Source organism: Marinifilum fragile JCM 15579, from assembly GCF_001310955.1.
In the GTDB taxonomy this organism is placed as follows: Bacteria; Bacteroidota; Bacteroidia; order Bacteroidales; family Marinifilaceae; genus Marinifilum; species Marinifilum fragile.
Genome location: NZ_BAZX01000008.1, coordinates 82,810 through 101,174, shown reverse-complemented (window position 1 = coordinate 101,174; position 18,365 = coordinate 82,810). Strand labels below are relative to the sequence as shown.

Below are 18,365 nucleotides of genomic sequence, written 5' to 3'. Positions count from 1 at the left end.
TCACATCTAATTTAATACTTTAATCAATAGTATTTTTTTACATATTTATATAACAACACGTTCAACATTAACTGGCAAATGTGTTAATATCTCATAATTAAGACTGTTACTAATATCGCTAAATGCAGACACTTTAATTTCCCTTTTTCCTTGCATTCCTATAATTACTACATCGTCATCAACTTTTACATCTGGCAATTCTGATACATTTGCAATAATCATATTCATATTCACCATGCCTATTATATCACACCTTTGACCATTAATCAGTACTCGGCCCCGATTGCTAAGAGATCGGCTATACCCTCCAGAGTATCCAACCGGAATCAAGCTGTTTTAATATTCGCCTGAGCCAAAAATGAAATACCGTATCCAACAAACTCACCTTTATTCACTTCTTTTATTGACATGATCTGACTTCTCCACCCCAATATGCGTCGAAGAGGGTCTTTTTCATGATGAGTGTATCGCAAAAATGTTTCGATACTCGACCAAAATCCATACTGCATAATTCCTATTCTCACCATATCCAATCTTGATTTTGGATACACAAAAGCCGCAGCTGAATTGGCTATGTGCCTGTACTCCGGAATTATCCCACTGTTCTCCAGAACACGATGTAGTTTGTGATAAGTCTTTAATTGTTTTTGGATGCGCACATGGTTTGAAATACTTTCCGCTCCTGCAAGATGAGTACAGAACCCTTTTACTTCAAAAATTCCCGGATTCTTTTTTATTATCGAAATTGCCTCTTCCAACTCTTTAATTGTTAAGCCAGATCGGTTCATTCCAGTTTCTACTTCCAGGTGAATTTTAGCTTTTATTCCAATTTCAGATGCCGCTTGCAGTGCAATATTTAAACGATTAATGTTGAATATATAAAACTCTATTCCTCTTTTTATGGTTTCAACGACGTTTTCATCGGAGATCCATCCCATAATCATTATATCTTTGTCATTTTTAAGGCTATTCTGAACTCTTACCGCCTCTCCAAAATCAAAAACAGAGAAGTGATTTATTCCCTCCTCTTCGAACATAGGAACGATCTGTTCAATTCCATGTCCGTATGCATTGGCTTTCACCACCGACGATATGCGAACATGATTTCCCAACTTTTTCTTAAGGAATCGAATATTATTTTGAAGGGCCTCTCTTTTTAGGGTAATAAATGAACTTCCTTGCATTGGACTATTATTTTTTATAATGGTTAGTAGTTTCAGTTATCTACAATTAATTTTGTGATATATTGAAAAGAACATATTTATTCCTGTCTTAATAATTTCATCAGGGAAATTGTAATTGGGATTGTGCAAAGCAGGTTGATTGATTCCAGCACCTAAGCCGAAAAAGCCTCCCTTGTATTTTTCAGTGTAATAGCCAAAATCTTCTGACCATTTAAATGGTTTTGAAATGGTTTCGATTGCCAACTGATTCTCCCTAGCAGATTCCTGAATTAACTCAACGCACTCTTTATCATTCACCGTAGCAGGAAAAACTTCTGAATATTCCAATATAGATTTTAAGTTTTCTTCCCTTGCAATCCGCTTAATAATTTGCTCTGTATGGCTTGAAAGCAAATCCATATCATTGTTATAAAAAGAACGAAGGGTAAGCCTGATTTCTGCATATCCGGGTGAAGTTCCAAAAGCAATTTCGCCCAGTTGAATATGGATAATTGTCAATAGAATGACATCTTCAAATTGAGTTTTACGATTTCGAAGTTGATGAAGTTGCTTAATTATCTTAGAGATTGCATTAGCAGGATTGATACCATTTTCAGGTTCTGCAGCATGAGAAGTTTTGCCATATAGCTTAACAGTCAATCCCTTTGATGCAGCAGCAAAACTACCTTCTTTAATCAGGATTTTATGCTTTTCTGCACCCGGAATATTGTGTAAGGCAAAAATATAATCTGGTTGTATTTTATTAAAATCAGGATGATTAACAACATCATATGCTCCCTGCTCTACTTCCTCTGCAGCTGAAAAAGTAAAACTACCTTTCCCTTAAAGGGACGGTGGTCTGCTATTTTTTGTGCCAAACCCGAAATAATTACCATATGGCCATCATGCCCACAAGAATGTGCTACGCCATTATTTGCAGAGGCATAGGTCAAATTGTTCACCTCAGTTATTGGCAATGCATCAAGTTCGGTACGAAACATTAGAGTTTTGCCATTTTCCTTCCCTTCAAAAACAAAGGCAAGCCCTGTAGGCCCAAGTCTTATGATCTTATCCGGACACAAGTTTTCAAAAAATCCGGCAATGCGTCCCGATGTCTCGAATTCTTTATTGGAAAGCTCCGGATATTTATGCAGTTCTTGTCTTAACACAATTATATTTCTCATATTTTTTCTTATAAATTAATGAGAGAATCAGATAAACAAAAACAGAAATTGAAATCCCAAAAATATTGGCATCCAAATCAAATGGTAATTTAACTTTTAAAGTGGTTAGGAGAACAGTTGTTGCACCTCCTGAAATCATAGAGAAAATAGCAGCAGTGGCATTGGGTTTTTTACCGTACAATGCAGCAATTACCGGAACAAACAAGCCTGATACCATAAATGCATAAGAGTAAAGCATAAGTTCAAGTACATTGGTCATATAGGAAGCCAGAAACAGTGCTAGTCCACCTATAACCAAGGTAATAATCTGTGAAAGCCTCAACTGAAACTTGGAGTTTTGCCTGAATTTGAAAATTTTCTCTAAAATATCTGTTTGCACATTTCCCGAAGCAGCCATAAGGCAACTATCAGCTGTTGAAAGAATGGCCGAAAAATACGCGGAAAGCATCAGTCCCATAATACCTGCTGGCAAAACCGTATTAAGCAAAACAGGTAAGCCCATCTCTGCATCTAAACTTGTATCTAGGGCATAGCCCAAATCTGCAAACATTGCATTTTCATATGCTACACGAGAAAACAGTCCTAACGTTACACCCATAAATGCCATTAGTGGCCATTCAAATAAACCGGCAATAAACCACGCTTTTTTAGCTTCCTTTTCGTTTTTAGAGGCATAAATACGCTGGTAAAGTGTCATACCTACAAACCAGATGGGTATAATCGTAATTCCCCAATTTACAATTTGTTGCCAAGATACATTCCCCAAGGAAAGAAATTCATTCCCAAGCGTTGCCCTAATAGCCTCCATTCCTCCTATTTTGTAATAGGACACAGGTATTCCTATAAACATCAGACCTGCCATTAAAATTATCCATTGTACCGTATCGGTATAGATTACCGCCTTCAACCCTCCAATACTGGTATAAACAACTGCAAGCGCTCCCATAATAATCAAAGCAGTATTTAAGTCAATTTCAGTGAAAGTTGCTGAAGCCAATTTGGCACCAGCCAAAAGTTGGGAACTTGTAAATCCAATGTATCCGATTGCAGAAATAATACCTGCGATCAATGCTACTTTATGATTGTAGAAATATTCGAATATTTGAGGAAATGTAAATAGTTTATGCTTTTTTGAAAGTTTACTAATCACCGGAATTAGCACAACTGCACTTAGCCATGCCCCAACCAAGCCAGTAAATAGCATCCATGATCCACCAAGACCAATTGCAAATCCCAAACCTCCCAATCCAATGGAAAATCCACCCCCTACATCGGTGGCTACTACCGATAGCCCAATATGCCAAGCTCCAAGTTGCCTACCGCCAACATAGTAGTCTTCATGGCTTTCATTTTTTTTGAAAAAATAGACACCAATTCCCAGCATCACAGCGAAGTAGATGAAAAAAATGATAATATCAATAATATGCATAGAATTATTTTATATAACCTCCACCTTTCAGCTCTTACTAAAAGTATTAGCTATAGATTAAAAATTGTTGCGCTAATTAAACAACGTCACCAGAAACCTGATGACGTTGCGCATTTTTAAGCAATTGAGAATAAACCTCTATAACATGGGAACTATTGACTTGCTACATCTCTATTACCTAAAAACAACTCTTGTCGAAATTAATTAGCTTTTACTATTTAATCATGATACGCTTTCCCATATCTGAATATTTTAACTTCTCTTTCTGAATTAGTTCTAAAACAATTTTTGCACCTGAATAATGTGACAAATTCAAACCTGCTAAAATATGCCCTAAACCAACAGGTTGATTCAAACGAACAAATTCCATTATTTCTTCTTCCAATATTTTATTACTTCTCATTTGCAATACACTTTTACAATAGGCGACTTACTCAATAACCTTTTTTTCGATATATCGCGAAGACATAATTCGCAGCACACCCATATAATCCATAGTAAACTCAATCAAACCACCTACTTTATACTTGTTAATATTATCTCCCAAATCAACCACCAACATATCGGAGCTAGCCCCCACAAGTTCAAGTGAATGATCCTTTGGAGTAATGTGTTTACTATCAACATCCAACATCCCCAAATCGATAATTGCCCGATAAGATGTCTCACCCATCTGATCTACCTCTACTGTAAGGCTTTCGCCTTCAAGATTTGTACCCAACTCACCAGCAGGAACCATTGGTTTCTCTATTAACTCAATTATTTCAGCATACAATTTAAAGACATCAGTATGTAATCCTTCAAGGGCTGTATCGTTGTAAACATCAGTCCCCATGAACAAGGATTCTCCAACCCTAAAATGGTTTATTCCTTTCGGCAAAATTTCATGAATTAAAAGAGGAATAGTTACTGAAGCCCCTCCAGAAACCAATGGAATTTTCTTATTAAACATGGCCTCTATCAACTGTCGGTACAAGCTAAGCTGTATTAATTTGTCCTCGTTAGGTAATACACCATTTAAACAAGTAAGATTTGTGCCGATACCTACAACTTCAATATTTGGCAATTCAAACACCTTTTTGTAAAAGTCAATGAAATCTTCACGCATCACACCTTCCCTTAGCTCTCCCATTTCAATCATAATAATGATTTTATGTTTTTTATTCTGTTTTAAAGCCTCTTTAGAGAGTAAGTCTATGGTTTTTAATTCAGTGTTCACACTAACATCTGCATATTTAATAATTTCACTCACAGATAACTTTGGAGGAGGTTTTATATATATGGTCTCAATGTTAGGATCTAATTTTTTAATCATTTTTAGATTAGAGACTCTTGAATCACAAAGACTCTTTATTCCTAAGGAAATTAGATTTTCTAAAAACAATTTGTTTCCGCACAACAATTTTGAAACCACAGTCCATTTAATGCTATTTTCTTTAAACAACTTATCTAAATAGCAGTAATTTTCTTGCAGTTTTGAAATATTAAGAGTTACAAATGCCATGACACTTTATTTTGTGAATCTCATTTCAAGGTATTTATTCTCAAAGCCCATTTTTTCATACAAATGCTTTGCAGGATTATTTGGTTCAACATGCAAAGCGATTGAACCTTTTGCAATCTTTATGGCTTCTTCCATAAGTTTTTTACCAATCCCCTTGCCTCTGTATCCCTTATGGGTAGCAATATATACAAGTATGTTTTCAGGGATATACCCTTCCATTCCAGTCCTATTTACCACCACAGATCCAACAATTTTATTATCTAATTTTGCAGACAGAATAAATCCGCCCATCGATGGTGTTTCTTTTAATGCATATTGCATAGCTTTTTCAATATCTGCCTTGTCATCTCCGTATTCTTCCAGATGCTCATACAGAAAATTTAACAGCTCTTTCTTTTCATAACCATCAGGACGAAGAAAGGAGGTCATAAGTTTAATTGTAATCATACTTATATCTTTAAGTTTTGTTTCTACACAACAAATATAACAATTCAAATCACGTAGGCAAAATATACACTAAAAGTCTCTGACTTGAAACAAAGCCTCTAAAACACTTTTAACTCTTTGAATATAGGTGTTATTCGAAACACACACACTTTTTATATTACTTCAGAAAATTTGTATATTTAATTTCTTGTATGTATTTTGTTTCCACAGAACCATTTTCACAAAATTCATGACCAATGAGCTATCATTTAGGATTAATTTATAAAGACATACTTTGGAAAAAGTGGAAAAAAGATCAGAATGTAAAAAAGAATAATTCGGCAAAGAAAAAGACTACAAACAAACCTCAGAGTTCTTCTTCAAAGCAGAATGAAAAAATTTTAAACAAATCATTAAAAACATTCCTGAAATTTATCTCGTATTTGTATTCTTTATTATGAAATCATTAACGGTAATTGCAGCATTCCAACTGGTATCATTTTGTGCTTAGTTGTAATAACACAAGTAATTTTCAAACTAAAACCTTTAGGAGTTTTAATAACATTTACATTTCTCTTAATTAGTATATTAATCTTTAGAAATCATATCGTTTACAATTTACATCCCATTAATTTTGACATTTATTTCTTTTACATATTAATCTCATTTTCAATCAACATTTCATTCTTCACACTATTGATACTAAAGAATGTGAAATAAAAAAAAGAGGTCTAACGACCTCTTTTTTTATCTTGACTTACAAAGCCAATATGAAAATTTATATCTGAAATGATATAACAAGAAAAACCAGATTTACTACACTTTAATATTTAAACGAATCTTTATAAAAATCAATCCAATTACATTTGATATGTGAGTTTTTAATTATTTAATATCAACTCAAATTTATCATTACCTCTTAATTTTTTAAAGTGAACCTCCTTATCCAACTCATCTACAAATGCATCAGATAACTCTATCGCTTTTTCAATATCCTTTATAGCATCATTATCTTTTTCTAAATGAGCATAAGCACACGCTCTTTGCCAATAGGCCAATGCATATTGACTATCCTTTTCAATTGCTGCATTAGCTAAATTAAGAGCCCACCGAACCTCTCCAATTTCAAGAAGAGCATCAGCCTTATAGGTCATAGCTTCTATATCACTTGGATTTATATCTAATATCTCATCATAAATAGAAATCTTCTCTTCCTCACTTTTCTCAATCCCAGCCCTCATCCATAAAGAATGAATCGAGTTTGTCGTACTTATTTTCTTTTGTGTATCTACTATAATCTCCGACCTTTCCTTTGCTTGGTTTTCTATTGCATTCAATCGCTTTTCATAATCAGCTGTAAGTTGTTGAATTTTAGCTCCACTGTCTTTTTTAATTGTCTTTTTAATGTCACTTAGAGATTTCCAGCCTAGCAATACAAGCAATGATGCCGCTGCAGTAATTATATAGAAAATATTATTTATGGTACTTGTGGTATAGTTTATTGCCCGATCTGATGACTCAAGTTTTACTTCTGCCAACTTCTCAGCTACATCTTTTTTTAATTCAAGGTTTTCTTGTCGCAAACTTTTTAATTCATCTAATATGTATCTTTCTATAAATGGCTTAAACATTGGCTGCTCAAGCGAATCAACCTTAACCACTTTTTCTTCGGCTATTGCACTAAAAGAAACAAATAAAACAATTAATAAAAATAAATTCTTCATACCTTTTCAAACAAGTCAACTCCAATCAATAAACTCTGAACATTAACATTTTAGAATCGTTTAACTACCTTTTAATTTTTTTACACCATAATCCTTTTTTAAAGATTTTAGCAAACTATAGCATAATACCAGAAGCAGTATTGCAAAAGGTAAACCAGTTAATATCGTTGCAGTTTGCAAGGCAGCTAGCCCCCCACCGATCAGCAATATAATTGCAATTAAGCCTTCCATTGAGGCCCAAAATATTTTTTGCCCAACAGGAGCATCCAGCTTTCCTCCGGATGTTAGCGTATCAACCACCATCGACCCACTATCAGATGAAGTAACAAAGAAACATGCTACCAAAATAACCGTTAGCAAAGAAGATATAAATGGAAAGGGATACTGCTCCAACAAATGGTATATTGCCGTAGCAATATTGGCGTTAACTGCTTCCGATATCTGAGTATTTCCAAGCAATTCCTGATAAATGGCACTTCCTCCGAATACTGAAATCCATAAAAAGGTCAACAATGCAGGCACAAACAGCACTCCCAAAACAAATTCGCGAATGGTTCTTCCTTTAGAGATACGAGCAATGAAAATACCAACAAACGGCGACCATGCTATCCACCATGCCCAATAGAATATGGTCCATGAATTTTGCCAATGAGTACCTTTCTTTACACCAATATAGGATTCTGTCCAAAAACTTAATTCCATAAAGTTACTTAGGTAATAGCCTAAATTCTGAACAAATGTTTTCAATAAGAATGCAGTTGGACCAATCAACAACACAAACAATAATAATATAAGTGCCAGGCGCAAGTTGATCTCACTTAATCGTCGAATCCCTTTATCAAGACCCATAACCAGTGAAAGAGTCGCAAACAAGGTAATCACCACAATCAACCCAATTTGCCAGGTTACTCCATACTCCACATCAAACAAATAGGTTAAACCTGCATTTACCTGTTGCACACCAAAACCTAAAGAGGTAGCCAGGCCAAATAGAGTAGCGATGACTGATACAATATCAATAATATCGCCAATAGGTCCATAAATTTTCTCTCCAAACAATGGATAAAAGATGGAGCGAATGGTAAGTGGCAATTTTTTATTAAATGTAAAATACGCAAGAGCTAACCCCACAATAGCATACACTCCCCAAGCATGAAATCCCCAATGCAAAAAGGTAACCCCCATAGCTGATTTTGCAGAAGCAACACCTTTCATCGCAAAAGGATTATTATCGAAGTGAAAAATTGGTTCGGCAACTCCCCAAAACAATAAACCAATTCCCATTCCTGCACTAAATAACATGGCAAACCATGATGTCATTTTAAATTCAGGTTTTGCTTCAGGACCACCTAAACGGATTTTTCCGTATTTACCAAATCCAAGAAATAAAGCAAATCCAAGGAATACATTCATTAACAAAATGAACAGCCACCCCACACTATTAGATAAAACAGTCTGTGTATTTGAGAACCATGTTGCCATTGGCTTTCCTACAATTAAAGTAGTGGTAACTAATGCAAATACTACCAAAAAAGAGGACACAAACACAGTACCATTGGCCTTTATTCCCAAAAAAGATTTACGGTCTGAACGAACATATACCTTTTCTTCATCTGCAGCAATTGATACCGATTTTATCTTATCATTTATTTTATCAATTCTTCTTTTTAATCCCATATCAATAATATTCGTTTTTACAGTAACTTTTAGAAGTAATATCCTACATTCACATTAAACCAAGAGTGCCACTCGGGATTCGCAGCTCCTCGGCCGAAACCATAAGCATCGGCCGATTCACCAAATGCACCCCATGGACCTAACCAGTCCTGATTCTTACCCGATGCATAATCGATATAAGTATAAATCGGACCAGCTTTCACCATCACTCCCAGTACATTCATTTGAGTGTCGTTGAATTGGGAATTACCCTTTTTCATGTAATTGTAATTGTCATACACTTGCAGCGACTCAATTGGTCCCCACTCCACAGGTATCGTATAGGCAACACCTCCACATATAATGATTGCTTCGCTGGCAATATCGTAGGTATAATTATAGGCAGCCATCTTAATCAAATCATTATCGGCACCCTTATAATCGTATCGGGTTAACTCAAACTTCACATCCAATCTCTCTTTTTCAAGAAAACGACCATGATAATGAAGCGCGAAGGCATTGTAGTGGTAATTTTTATCTTTTACATGATTTCTGTATCGAGCCAACTGTGCCGAAAAACCTACTTCCTGATTATTGAATTTACGGGCAGCACGAAAGTTGAACTGACCATTCTCTTCATTATCACCAGCCAAATCGTAAGAGTATCTTGCCAAATCCACGGCATTTCCTTGCGATCCGTTTGAAAAAGTTGTCCAAGCCCTTCCTCCTTCTGCATTCTTGTAAAACGCAAAGGCAAAATTCCACTTGTTCGTATCGAACACATACTTTAGCCCGGTATCGTAATCATCTTCCAATCCTACGTAGTAAGGAAGATTAAAAAACCATGAGTGCGAAGCAAATGGTTGAATTCCAAATGGAACTTGATGCACTCCCAATTCCAGATGTGAATTGTCATTAAAATTATATCCTATAAATCCATGATGCAACATACCTCCACCAAATTCTGATGGATAGAAACGATATTCAGCATCCATGTATAATTTTTCATACCTTGCTTTGGCATTCAAACGAAAAACATCAAGAACAGCATCCCCACCTACGTCCTTGTTATTTTCATCCCAGTCTTTGTATCTGAAATTAAACCGGAGGGCTCCTCCTATCTTAACATCCTTTATCTTTTGAGCTTGCGCAACATTAGCAATCACTATCAATGCCAATATTAATTTAAATCTTCTTAAGAGATTTTCTTTCATAATTCAAGTTTTCCTTTTCCAATCCTCAACTACCTATCTCTTGACCATATGAAATAAAGAACAAATAGCACAGATTTAGTTTCTGCGCGACAAATCTAGAAGAAATTTTATTTCTACACAACACATTTGCTAAATAACATACAATACAGAATCCCTTAAACAAGCACAAACCCCTGTATTTATGCACATTTTAGACCTAAGCGGTTTATTCAATTTAAATTATTCACTTTCATCAACATTAATTAATTCGCATAAAAACCATTCTACATATCCTATTGGTATGCATGATTTATAGAGACATTGGAATAGAACCAATCTGATTTTTATTCCAATTGGCATTTTAAAGATTGGCAAGACACGTAAAGAAAAAGCTTCAAATCTCCTAAACTTGTGAGCACAAAAAAAGCCATCATATTCATGATGGCTCAGTATTTATATCCTAATTTTCTTCTATAAATCTATGTTCTCTTCTTCCGAATTCAGTTCTTCCTTAATAAAATCCTCGGCGGTCAGTACAGGAGAAGCTCCAATTCTTCAATCTCAAGCATATTTACAAGAATTTCCAGAGTCTCTTCAATTCTTTGCAAATCTGAATCAGGAACCTTCTTCAACTTTACAGCTAACCTCTGCTGCAATAAATCTGGCGTATTCTTTAACAATTGATCTCCCGTGGATGTCAAGGCAATTACCGTAGTTCTTCGATCTCCAGCTTTTGGCAAACGAGCAAGAAACCCCTTTTTCTCAAGTCGTCCGATAATTCCTGTGACTGTACTTGAATTTAGGTTTAAATGGGCACGGATAGATTTTTGAGTAGCCTGGTAACTTGGCGAACTCTTTAAATACTCCAGACATAAAATCTGCGGAATACTTACCCCATGATCCTTCTGAATCTTTTTTGACTCCAGATTAATCGATCGAACAATTCGTCTGATTTTAATAATAATATTCTTGTAATCCATATAAATCTAATGTTAGAGACGCTGATTTGATTACAAAAGTAAGCAATCCTGCACAATTAATGACTACTACTTATTGTAAGGCTTCAATTTTTTAGCATACTGCAAACAGAAATGTTACTTTGAAAGAAAATTAATGAATATCAAACACCTGTAGAATGGAGCTTCCATAATGTAGAAACTACAATATGACTTCCTAAAACCAAAGCTTTTTATTGAATAACACAGACATGTAAAATGTTAAACTTTATTAAAAGAACTGATTCTAATCAACTTGACACATTTGACAGACAATATTGTCATAATATTTATTTAACTTGGGTTGTGATTTTGGAATGATAACCCATCGGCTGGTCATCAAACAGGTAAAACTTGGCCGTCGCACTTGCTAGAGGAGGCCGATGGGCTCGTTCCAAAAATAAATTTAAATGTTATTATTATGACATTACGTTATGGATTAATTCCAAACCATTTGACGGACGACCCAAATGATTACATGGGCGTAGTTACCAACAACGAATCGGTAACAGTTGATTCTATTGTTGAACAGATGATAGGCAAAGGGTCTACTATTACCAAAGCCGAAGCTCTTTCGGTAATCGAAGAATTTGAATATGCAGTAGTTGAAGCTGTTAAGAATGGAAATAGTGTAAATACTCAACTGTTCCGAATCACCCCAAGTGTTTCTGGCGTTTTTAACGACCAAAATGATGGCTTCGATCCTGCACGCCACGCTGTTCGCCTGAACTTAAATGCAGGTTCTAGATTAATCGAAGCCATTTCGGACATTGAATTGCGTAAAGTAGAGATTACTTCTCCACAACCTATTCTGCAGCAATTTGTCGATTTAAAAACCAATGTAATCAACGAATCATTCACAGCAGGACAAATTGCTTCAATTCGTGGATCCTTATTAAAATTCGATACTGGAGATACTCAACAAGGTATATTCTTTATAGCTACCGATGGTTCAGAAACCCGAGTTGAGAATGTGGTAAAAAACAAACCTTCGGAGTTGTTGTTTTTTGTACCCGAAAATTTGACAAGTGGGAATTTTACGGTTGAAGTAAGAACTGTTCTCCAAAATACAAAAGCAGTTCGAAAAGGAATACTTCCTGTTGATTTAGTGCCTACAAGTTAAACCTCTTTTCCTTTAGAAATGAAGGCTACATTCCAAAAATGAATGTAGCCTTTTTTACTATCCGTACCATATAGTAATAAGAGAATACGTCTTATAGTACTAAGTATATACTCCTTATAGTCGTAACTATAAACAATACATAGTTAGCACTATGGGATGCCAATAGCATAAAAAAGCAGCCACAGTCAAAATCTGTAAGCAGTAAAATTCACTGATTCCTTCTTCACACTATTTTCTTTCAACATAGAAATGGTGGCAAGCATGCAATATATTTCCAGTAGTATCTGTCATATAGATATGAAATTTGTAATTGCCGGGTATGGCATTGTTATTCACTTTTAATTTAAAGTATAAAACCTCTTGTTTCTTAGAACAAGATATTTCTTCACTGGTAAACAATTCATTAATAGAAGAACTAAAATATTCCTCACAGTTTAATTTCGAAAGTCCTCCCTTTTCCAAATGCATTCGATAAGAATTCATTTTTCTATCTGCGGTAAGCAATATTTCAAAAGTTAGGGTATCGTTTTGAAGTACATTATTGTATGGAATTGGACTTGAAAATTGAATGCTATTTTTAAGCTTCTCTTTATATCTTTTGGGTTTATCAGCCAATAGCACAGTTGATAATAGCATAAACCCTAGGAGTAGAATATATCTCATATTAGAATTATAGCTTTAATAATTTATGCTGATGGGTTAAAAAGAGCAGAGTACGAGTAGTTATACTACTTCTACTCGTTCACTCTGCCTTTTTTCATTGTATAATTGTACTAAATCTAGACATGCTATTATCTAATTTTAGTTTCTTTGCTCACGATTCTAATCTGAACCGGAGTCATATCTTGAGTCTCTTTTTAACAATCATATTGCCACTTACTAAAACAAACTTTAGTACTTTTTCTTTACAGATTCATACCAATTGAAAATCAAATTTCTTCTTTTGAAATGAACCCATATCACAGATTTACTTACACTTCAGCTCATTAAACATGCTACAATTAAGGCAATACGATTCTATATCAGGTGCATAAAACCCAATACCAGATTGTTTATTTTTTAATGCAAAAACAGATTATCAAGGCAATCGGATAAAGTACAATTGCCCTTGTGTTCATTTTAGAGGATACACAAATAATTATACATCTGTGTAAATATTATTATCGAGATTAAATATCCTGACAGAAATGACCAAAATTCAGTTTTTCGTCTTTTATATACGAATAAACCACCCATATTTTGGTTCCGTCATTCTTGATGATTTCTAAATCACATGGTTCATTAAGTGTAATTCTCGGATTGTGATAATTAATATCTAATCTACCATCCGTTTTCACTCCAACTTCTTTATCTCCAGAAAAGTAAACCTTATAAAAGTAGAATCCTCTATAATCTAATCCATATACATTTACACCGTCTTCAATTGTATTTACGTCACTATAAGCTGGGTGTCCAATACGAACTCCGTTAAATTCATAACGATTGGTATCATCAGCTTTAATGGCTTCCAATTCTTTATCATCGTAAGGAATTGTAGTTGTACTAATTGTTACCGGAATATCCAATGTTAAACCATAAGAATCGGTCAATGTAATTGTTGCCTTTCCTTCTTTTGTAGCTACAAGTACAATTTCACTATCATTTTCAATTGTTGCCGAAACAATTTCACTTTCAACACTCACCTCATAGCCCCCATTACCTTTTGTAATTGGAATTCTCGCGGTTTTGGAATGTCCCAAAGGCATTTTAACATTAATTTCTGATGTTTCAATCTCAAGTACATCATAGAAAGCCACTACGCCCAATTCCTTGTATTGGCTGTTTTTATCAGAAATAATTACAGATGTTCTTCCTCTTGATAAAGCACTCAATTTTACCACATTGCCTTCCAGCTCCACTGCAACAATATCAGGATTAGAAGAAAACACATGGTATTCTCCTCCACCCTGTGTAATTTTCACTGTACCTGTATCATCAACTTCCACATCTATTGATGATTTCTCAAGAATCAATTCCGCAACTTCTTCTGTTGGCTGCACATCAGCATCATCGTCGTCGTCATCGCAAGCGGCAAAGCCTAAAGGCAACACCATAACTAGCAATAACAACAGTTTATTTCGTAATTTCATTTGTTTTAATTTAAGATTTTCAATTTCACTCTATAAAACCTTTCATTCCATTGTATATTGAAATTGCCATTCGGCTTGTTTCATAGATTCATCATTAAATTTTAAAAGCTTCCCCCAACCGTTCTTCGTTGGGAGAAAACTTAAACAATATCAATCTGCTTAAAAAAGGGTCAAATAAATTCCTTATTTAAGTCTACCAGTCTTTTTTATATGGCTTCTCATCGTAAACCAATTCATCATCGAACAACTTACTGGCGATACTTTCCATTGCTTGTTTCTGACGATCGAAATTATTTCGATAAGGATCCATTGCAAAAATCATGTGTGAACCATAACCATCGTTTCTCATGCTCTCCAAATCAGAATCTGAGGCCCAGTAACCACGGCTAAACTCCTGTGAATATAGAGCCATTCTCGATTTCGGCATTCCCGGATAATTAGAACTTAAATCTGAACTTCTGCCATAATCATGAATACCGTAATCAACGAACTCACCTGATTGGTGTCCGTCAATCTCAGGCAAAGAACTTGTTGAACCATAAGCATAAGCGCATACTAATCTATCAGGCATAGCTTGTTTGGCTTCGTAGCATAAACGTGATGCTGCAGCCGAAGAAGGAGCAACAAACCCTGGAGGAACCGGATTTTGATATGCCGAATACTCGTCATCAACAAAGATTCCATCCAAATGGTAAGAGTCACATACCACCTTTAACTCCTGAGCAAATACTTTAGCCGTTTCATCTGCTAAATTGGAAACTCCGGCACGGTCATGATTTCCTAAAATACCCAGTACGATCTTCATCCCTCTGTCCTGCAATGGTTTTAAATACTTCTCTCTGTTGTCTAAAATGTGCTGAACATTTGGATTGTTGTATACATATACCTTACCCGTTTCGTTATTGTAATTAATGTTCGCCGAGAAAAGAATGACGATATCAATTAAAGGTTTGCCACTCTCTTTAAGCGTAAAACACAGGTTGTTTAATGGGTTGGTATCATTCACTTCCATACAACTGATGATTTTGATACCATTGGCTTTATCAGCGATAGGAATTGTGCTTAAATCCTTTACAAAAATCAGATAAACCGATTCTTTTTCTGATAATTTAATATTCCCTGATTTTACCACCGCACGAACTGGAATTACATAGGTCTTCTCAGCACTTAAGGCATCTGATGTTGTAAATTGAACCAATGTTTTTCCAGACTTGTTACTTCCCTTGCTCAATTGAAAATCACTTTCAAAGCTTACCAAATCAACTGGAAACAACTCATAGTCTGAGTTATTTTCGTCATTGTAAGCATCTAGTACTTCTGCATCAAATTTCAAATTGGCCACAACATCTGTTTCGGTATTTTTTGAGGATGCCAAATAGATTTCTGCCTGGCCTTGATTGCGAAATTCTACCAATGAAGTTTCTCGTTTTCCGGTATTGTCAACTAAGTAGCCTATTGCATCGGTGCTTGTCGTGTATTGGTTTTCGTCAACACTTGTCACGTCAATGCTATCATCACAGGCGGTAAACATGCCCATTACTGTCAACACAGCAGCAAGCATTAAATTTCTTTTGAATGATATGTTGTATTTCATCATTTTTCAGTTTTTAATTACACCTCAATTACTCGCCAGGTACAGGCAATGTAACCGGAGTCCATCTTAAAGTAGAATTCGCTACTGCATTATTTCCATTCCCTGTATGATCTTCGACTGATAGTGCCGATTCATCATCAAATTTCCAGTAGGCAACCAAACCTTCAGAAGCTGGATCCACATAATATGGATTGGAGGCAATTTCTTCGGCTGTACGCACTACATTCCAGATACGACACTCTGAAATTTCACCAGCCAGGTAACGATCGTCAGCATAAGATCGACCTATACAAAATCCACTGGTGCCACCTTGTCCCAGATTTATATTTCCCAATGATTTTATGGTTTCAGACTGTTTGTTGCCATTCACATAAACAGCCATTGCTCCGGTTGAAGAATCGTAGGTTAATGCAATGTGTACCCATTCGTTGGTTGGTAATCCTTTGTTGGAATCACCATCAGGGAAATTTCCACTATTCGTAGCAATCTGTATCTGATTACTTGGGAAACCGGCATCTCCTAAACGAATTAAGAATTGCCCCTCAATTCCCATCACAGTGCTAATCATTCTATCAAAATTTCGCACTCTAACCAGAGCTTCCATTGTCAGTTGTGACAAATTATTACAAACATCAGGTTTGGTCCAATTTACAGTTAAATAGTTCTCCTCAATATCAGCAACAACATTAATAAGAGCAGCACCTTTAATCACATAGTACATTGTTTTGTCACTTTTCAACACATCGATATCTTCGCTATCCATGGTAATTGGCAAAACATATACAATTTCACGATCAAGCTGACTCAAATCGTTAAACAACACTTTTAACTCTTTTGAAAGAACATTTCCTGCGGTAATGGTCACCGTGTTTTCAGGGAATGAATAATTTTCAGCAGGAAGCATTACAGCATTATCGTAATACGCCATATTATAGGTTTCCACCAATGCCTGATCAACTCGGTATTTCACAAGAATATCCTGATTGTTAGGTTTCGCAATAGCCGCCTGAATGCTTTTTTCAACATCATTCACTCCTGCTTTTACCAACAACTCGCTTATTTTTGATGAACTACTAACATATGCTTTATTGTCGAAATCATCATCAGAATTGTCACAACCAAAGGTAAAGGTCATGAAAAATAAAGCGGCATATAATATATAGTGTTTCATATCTGTTTAGTTTTTAAGTGATGGATTAATGTTATCTATCGCCATTCTTGTATAATGATATACACGCTCTGAACTAAAGAAATCATTACTCACATTATAAATCCCCATACCTGCAACTGTGAAGCCTTTGTGTTCCGCAGCAACCCAAACAGAGGCTCCTTCAATCGAATGCGTCACACCATCGGCCCAGTAACCAGTTTTCATATCTGCCGGGTCAAGAGAAATGGTTTCAACTGCAACAATAAATCTGTCTGTTGGTACTCCTTCAACAGCGGCAGAATAGATGTTGTAACTCAATTTTGAACTATTTCCTGCATCAGAACATGGTATAATGATATACTTACAGTCCGTAAGAAAACTCTTATCTAAAAGATTCTGTGGTTTCCCCTGAAACAAGACCATTTTATCAGCATTTCTGGTACTCCAATCTTTCAAAATTCCAATGAATGCATTATGATAGCTCATGTATTCTGCTTTTTCCTGCTCTGTCATGTGAAGAATACTTTTTCCTTCATAGGCGAAACATACACCATCGTAATTGTATTTCTTCACTAAAGAGAAAGAGTTGTGCAAACTGTCAACCATATAATTAATGAAAGTTGGTAGTGGAGATACGATTTCCTCACCATCTTGCCTGGCTTTATCTTCCTCACTCTTTAACTGAATATAATTAAATTTAATAGCATCGAAACTAACAGTAAATACAAACTTGGTTCCTTTGTTCTCTCTTGTTTCATTGATTTCTTGAATTTCTCTTTCAACCAAATTATTTGGATAAATTAATGAAACAATATCAGTACTGTCAGGAATTACATTGATATGCTGCGCACGATTATAAGGCTGCTTTATCTGGTTATCAAAGCTTACGAATATGCTTTTATGATCAGAATTCTTATATGCTCTTAAATTTTCAAGATAATCTGCATAAAGTGCAGGATTTTCATCTTCGATACCAGCTTGGTTAATATCCAATGATTCAGTCTCTACCCAGTCATCACAAGAGCCAAACAGAGAAGAAGCAATTAGACCCATTCCATACAGTACAAATTTATATTTTGATATATTCTTCATGTT

The 18,365-nt window shown here is 35.3% G+C and carries 17 protein-coding genes and 1 pseudogene; 2 read left to right on the top strand and 16 right to left on the bottom strand.

The window, feature by feature from the left end; translation table 11 throughout:
- Nucleotides 1-45: 45 nt before the first annotated feature.
- From JCM15579_RS08480 to JCM15579_RS08445, 7 genes and pseudogenes are all read right to left on the bottom strand, one after another.
- Nucleotides 46-330 (bottom strand): alanine racemase C-terminal domain-containing protein, encoded by a 285-nt coding sequence (locus JCM15579_RS08480; protein WP_054718571.1) that lies wholly within the window; start codon nt 328-330, stop codon nt 46-48.
- On the bottom strand, nt 327-1,184 hold the full coding sequence (gene alr, locus JCM15579_RS08475) for an alanine racemase (protein ID WP_054718568.1): 858 nt from the start codon (nt 1,182-1,184) through the stop codon (nt 327-329). The genes JCM15579_RS08480 and alr overlap by 4 nt, the downstream gene beginning before the upstream one ends.
- A gap of 36 nt (nt 1,185-1,220) precedes the next feature.
- Nucleotides 1,221-2,164: pseudogene (locus JCM15579_RS08470) on the bottom strand (amidohydrolase).
- Between the two features lie 145 nt (nt 2,165-2,309).
- Complete coding sequence (locus JCM15579_RS08460) at nt 2,310-3,776, bottom strand: sodium:solute symporter family protein (protein ID WP_054718559.1); 1,467 nt, start codon at nt 3,774-3,776, stop codon at nt 2,310-2,312.
- 214 nt (nt 3,777-3,990) lie between these two features.
- Nucleotides 3,991-4,179 carry a hypothetical protein gene (locus JCM15579_RS08455; RefSeq protein WP_054718556.1) on the bottom strand — a complete coding sequence of 63 codons (189 nt, stop codon included), beginning with the start codon at nt 4,177-4,179 and terminating at the stop codon, nt 3,991-3,993.
- A gap of 27 nt (nt 4,180-4,206) precedes the next feature.
- A complete protein-coding gene (locus JCM15579_RS08450; RefSeq protein ID WP_054718553.1) occupies nt 4,207-5,280 on the bottom strand; it encodes an alanine racemase in 1,074 nt (357 codons plus the stop codon).
- Between the two features lie 6 nt (nt 5,281-5,286).
- Nucleotides 5,287-5,727 carry a GNAT family N-acetyltransferase gene (locus tag JCM15579_RS08445; protein ID WP_054718550.1) on the bottom strand — a complete coding sequence of 147 codons (441 nt, stop codon included), beginning with the start codon at nt 5,725-5,727 and terminating at the stop codon, nt 5,287-5,289.
- Nucleotides 5,728-5,963: 236 nt separating this feature from the next.
- Here JCM15579_RS08445 and JCM15579_RS08440 point away from each other — a divergent pair, with 236 nt between their 5' ends.
- Nucleotides 5,964-6,167, top strand: a complete 204-nt coding sequence (locus JCM15579_RS08440; RefSeq protein WP_054718547.1) for a hypothetical protein — start codon at nt 5,964-5,966, stop codon at nt 6,165-6,167.
- Between the two features lie 420 nt (nt 6,168-6,587).
- Here JCM15579_RS08440 and JCM15579_RS08435 read toward each other — a convergent pair whose 3' ends face one another.
- From JCM15579_RS08435 to JCM15579_RS08420, 4 genes are all read right to left on the bottom strand, one after another.
- Nucleotides 6,588-7,430 (bottom strand): tetratricopeptide repeat protein, encoded by an 843-nt coding sequence (locus JCM15579_RS08435; RefSeq protein ID WP_054718544.1) that lies wholly within the window; start codon nt 7,428-7,430, stop codon nt 6,588-6,590.
- Between the two features lie 60 nt (nt 7,431-7,490).
- Nucleotides 7,491-9,107, bottom strand: coding sequence for a BCCT family transporter (locus tag JCM15579_RS08430; protein WP_054718541.1), 1,617 nt, complete (start codon nt 9,105-9,107; stop codon nt 7,491-7,493).
- A gap of 29 nt (nt 9,108-9,136) precedes the next feature.
- A complete protein-coding gene (locus JCM15579_RS08425) occupies nt 9,137-10,300 on the bottom strand; it encodes a hypothetical protein (RefSeq protein ID WP_054718537.1) in 1,164 nt (387 codons plus the stop codon).
- A 509-nt stretch (nt 10,301-10,809) separates the two neighbouring features.
- On the bottom strand, nt 10,810-11,259 hold the full coding sequence (locus tag JCM15579_RS08420; protein ID WP_157471401.1) for a MarR family winged helix-turn-helix transcriptional regulator: 450 nt from the start codon (nt 11,257-11,259) through the stop codon (nt 10,810-10,812).
- A 436-nt stretch (nt 11,260-11,695) separates the two neighbouring features.
- On the opposite strand from JCM15579_RS08420, the gene JCM15579_RS08415 reads away from it, so the two are divergent.
- On the top strand, nt 11,696-12,397 hold the full coding sequence (locus tag JCM15579_RS08415; RefSeq protein WP_054718534.1) for a DNA-binding domain-containing protein: 702 nt from the start codon (nt 11,696-11,698) through the stop codon (nt 12,395-12,397).
- A 228-nt stretch (nt 12,398-12,625) separates the two neighbouring features.
- On the opposite strand, the gene JCM15579_RS08410 is transcribed toward JCM15579_RS08415, so the two are convergent.
- The 5 genes from JCM15579_RS08410 to JCM15579_RS08390 all read right to left on the bottom strand — a co-directional run bounded on the left by JCM15579_RS08410 (nt 12,626) and on the right by JCM15579_RS08390 (nt 18,362).
- Nucleotides 12,626-13,033 carry a DUF4625 domain-containing protein gene (locus JCM15579_RS08410; protein ID WP_054718531.1) on the bottom strand — a complete coding sequence of 136 codons (408 nt, stop codon included), beginning with the start codon at nt 13,031-13,033 and terminating at the stop codon, nt 12,626-12,628.
- Between the two features lie 533 nt (nt 13,034-13,566).
- Nucleotides 13,567-14,526 carry a flagellin family protein gene (locus JCM15579_RS08405; RefSeq protein WP_054718528.1) on the bottom strand — a complete coding sequence of 320 codons (960 nt, stop codon included), beginning with the start codon at nt 14,524-14,526 and terminating at the stop codon, nt 13,567-13,569.
- A gap of 193 nt (nt 14,527-14,719) precedes the next feature.
- Nucleotides 14,720-16,120 (bottom strand): BT_3987 domain-containing protein, encoded by a 1,401-nt coding sequence (locus tag JCM15579_RS08400; protein WP_054718664.1) that lies wholly within the window; start codon nt 16,118-16,120, stop codon nt 14,720-14,722.
- A gap of 28 nt (nt 16,121-16,148) precedes the next feature.
- Nucleotides 16,149-17,291: a DUF1735 and LamG domain-containing protein gene (locus JCM15579_RS08395; RefSeq protein WP_054718525.1), complete on the bottom strand. Its 1,143-nt coding sequence runs from the start codon at nt 17,289-17,291 to the stop codon at nt 16,149-16,151.
- A 6-nt stretch (nt 17,292-17,297) separates the two neighbouring features.
- Entirely contained in the window at nt 17,298-18,362 is a 1,065-nt protein-coding gene (locus JCM15579_RS08390; protein ID WP_054718522.1) for a glycoside hydrolase family 18, read from the bottom strand.
- Nucleotides 18,363-18,365: the final 3 nt, after the last annotated feature.

What these genes read in the sequence shown, in the direction of transcription:
- alr (WP_054718568.1), bottom strand. Translation starts at nt 1,184, where the DNA reads ATGCAAGGAAGTTCATTTATTACCCTAAAAAGAGAGGCCCTTCAAAAT.
- JCM15579_RS08460 (WP_054718559.1), bottom strand. Translation starts at nt 3,776, where the DNA reads ATGCATATTATTGATATTATCATTTTTTTCATCTACTTCGCTGTGATG.
- JCM15579_RS08455 (WP_054718556.1), bottom strand. Translation starts at nt 4,179, where the DNA reads ATGAGAAGTAATAAAATATTGGAAGAAGAAATAATGGAATTTGTTCGT.
- JCM15579_RS08450 (WP_054718553.1), bottom strand. Translation starts at nt 5,280, where the DNA reads ATGGCATTTGTAACTCTTAATATTTCAAAACTGCAAGAAAATTACTGC.
- JCM15579_RS08445 (WP_054718550.1), bottom strand. Translation starts at nt 5,727, where the DNA reads ATGATTACAATTAAACTTATGACCTCCTTTCTTCGTCCTGATGGTTAT.
- JCM15579_RS08440 (WP_054718547.1), top strand. Translation starts at nt 5,964, where the DNA reads ATGAGCTATCATTTAGGATTAATTTATAAAGACATACTTTGGAAAAAG.
- JCM15579_RS08435 (WP_054718544.1), bottom strand. Translation starts at nt 7,430, where the DNA reads ATGAAGAATTTATTTTTATTAATTGTTTTATTTGTTTCTTTTAGTGCA.
- JCM15579_RS08430 (WP_054718541.1), bottom strand. Translation starts at nt 9,107, where the DNA reads ATGGGATTAAAAAGAAGAATTGATAAAATAAATGATAAGATAAAATCG.
- JCM15579_RS08425 (WP_054718537.1), bottom strand. Translation starts at nt 10,300, where the DNA reads ATGAAAGAAAATCTCTTAAGAAGATTTAAATTAATATTGGCATTGATA.
- JCM15579_RS08420 (WP_157471401.1), bottom strand. Translation starts at nt 11,259, where the DNA reads ATGGATTACAAGAATATTATTATTAAAATCAGACGAATTGTTCGATCG.
- JCM15579_RS08415 (WP_054718534.1), top strand. Translation starts at nt 11,696, where the DNA reads ATGACATTACGTTATGGATTAATTCCAAACCATTTGACGGACGACCCA.
- JCM15579_RS08410 (WP_054718531.1), bottom strand. Translation starts at nt 13,033, where the DNA reads ATGCTATTATCAACTGTGCTATTGGCTGATAAACCCAAAAGATATAAA.
- JCM15579_RS08405 (WP_054718528.1), bottom strand. Translation starts at nt 14,526, where the DNA reads ATGAAATTACGAAATAAACTGTTGTTATTGCTAGTTATGGTGTTGCCT.
- JCM15579_RS08400 (WP_054718664.1), bottom strand. Translation starts at nt 16,120, where the DNA reads ATGAAATACAACATATCATTCAAAAGAAATTTAATGCTTGCTGCTGTG.
- JCM15579_RS08395 (WP_054718525.1), bottom strand. Translation starts at nt 17,291, where the DNA reads ATGAAACACTATATATTATATGCCGCTTTATTTTTCATGACCTTTACC.
- JCM15579_RS08390 (WP_054718522.1), bottom strand. Translation starts at nt 18,362, where the DNA reads ATGAAGAATATATCAAAATATAAATTTGTACTGTATGGAATGGGTCTA.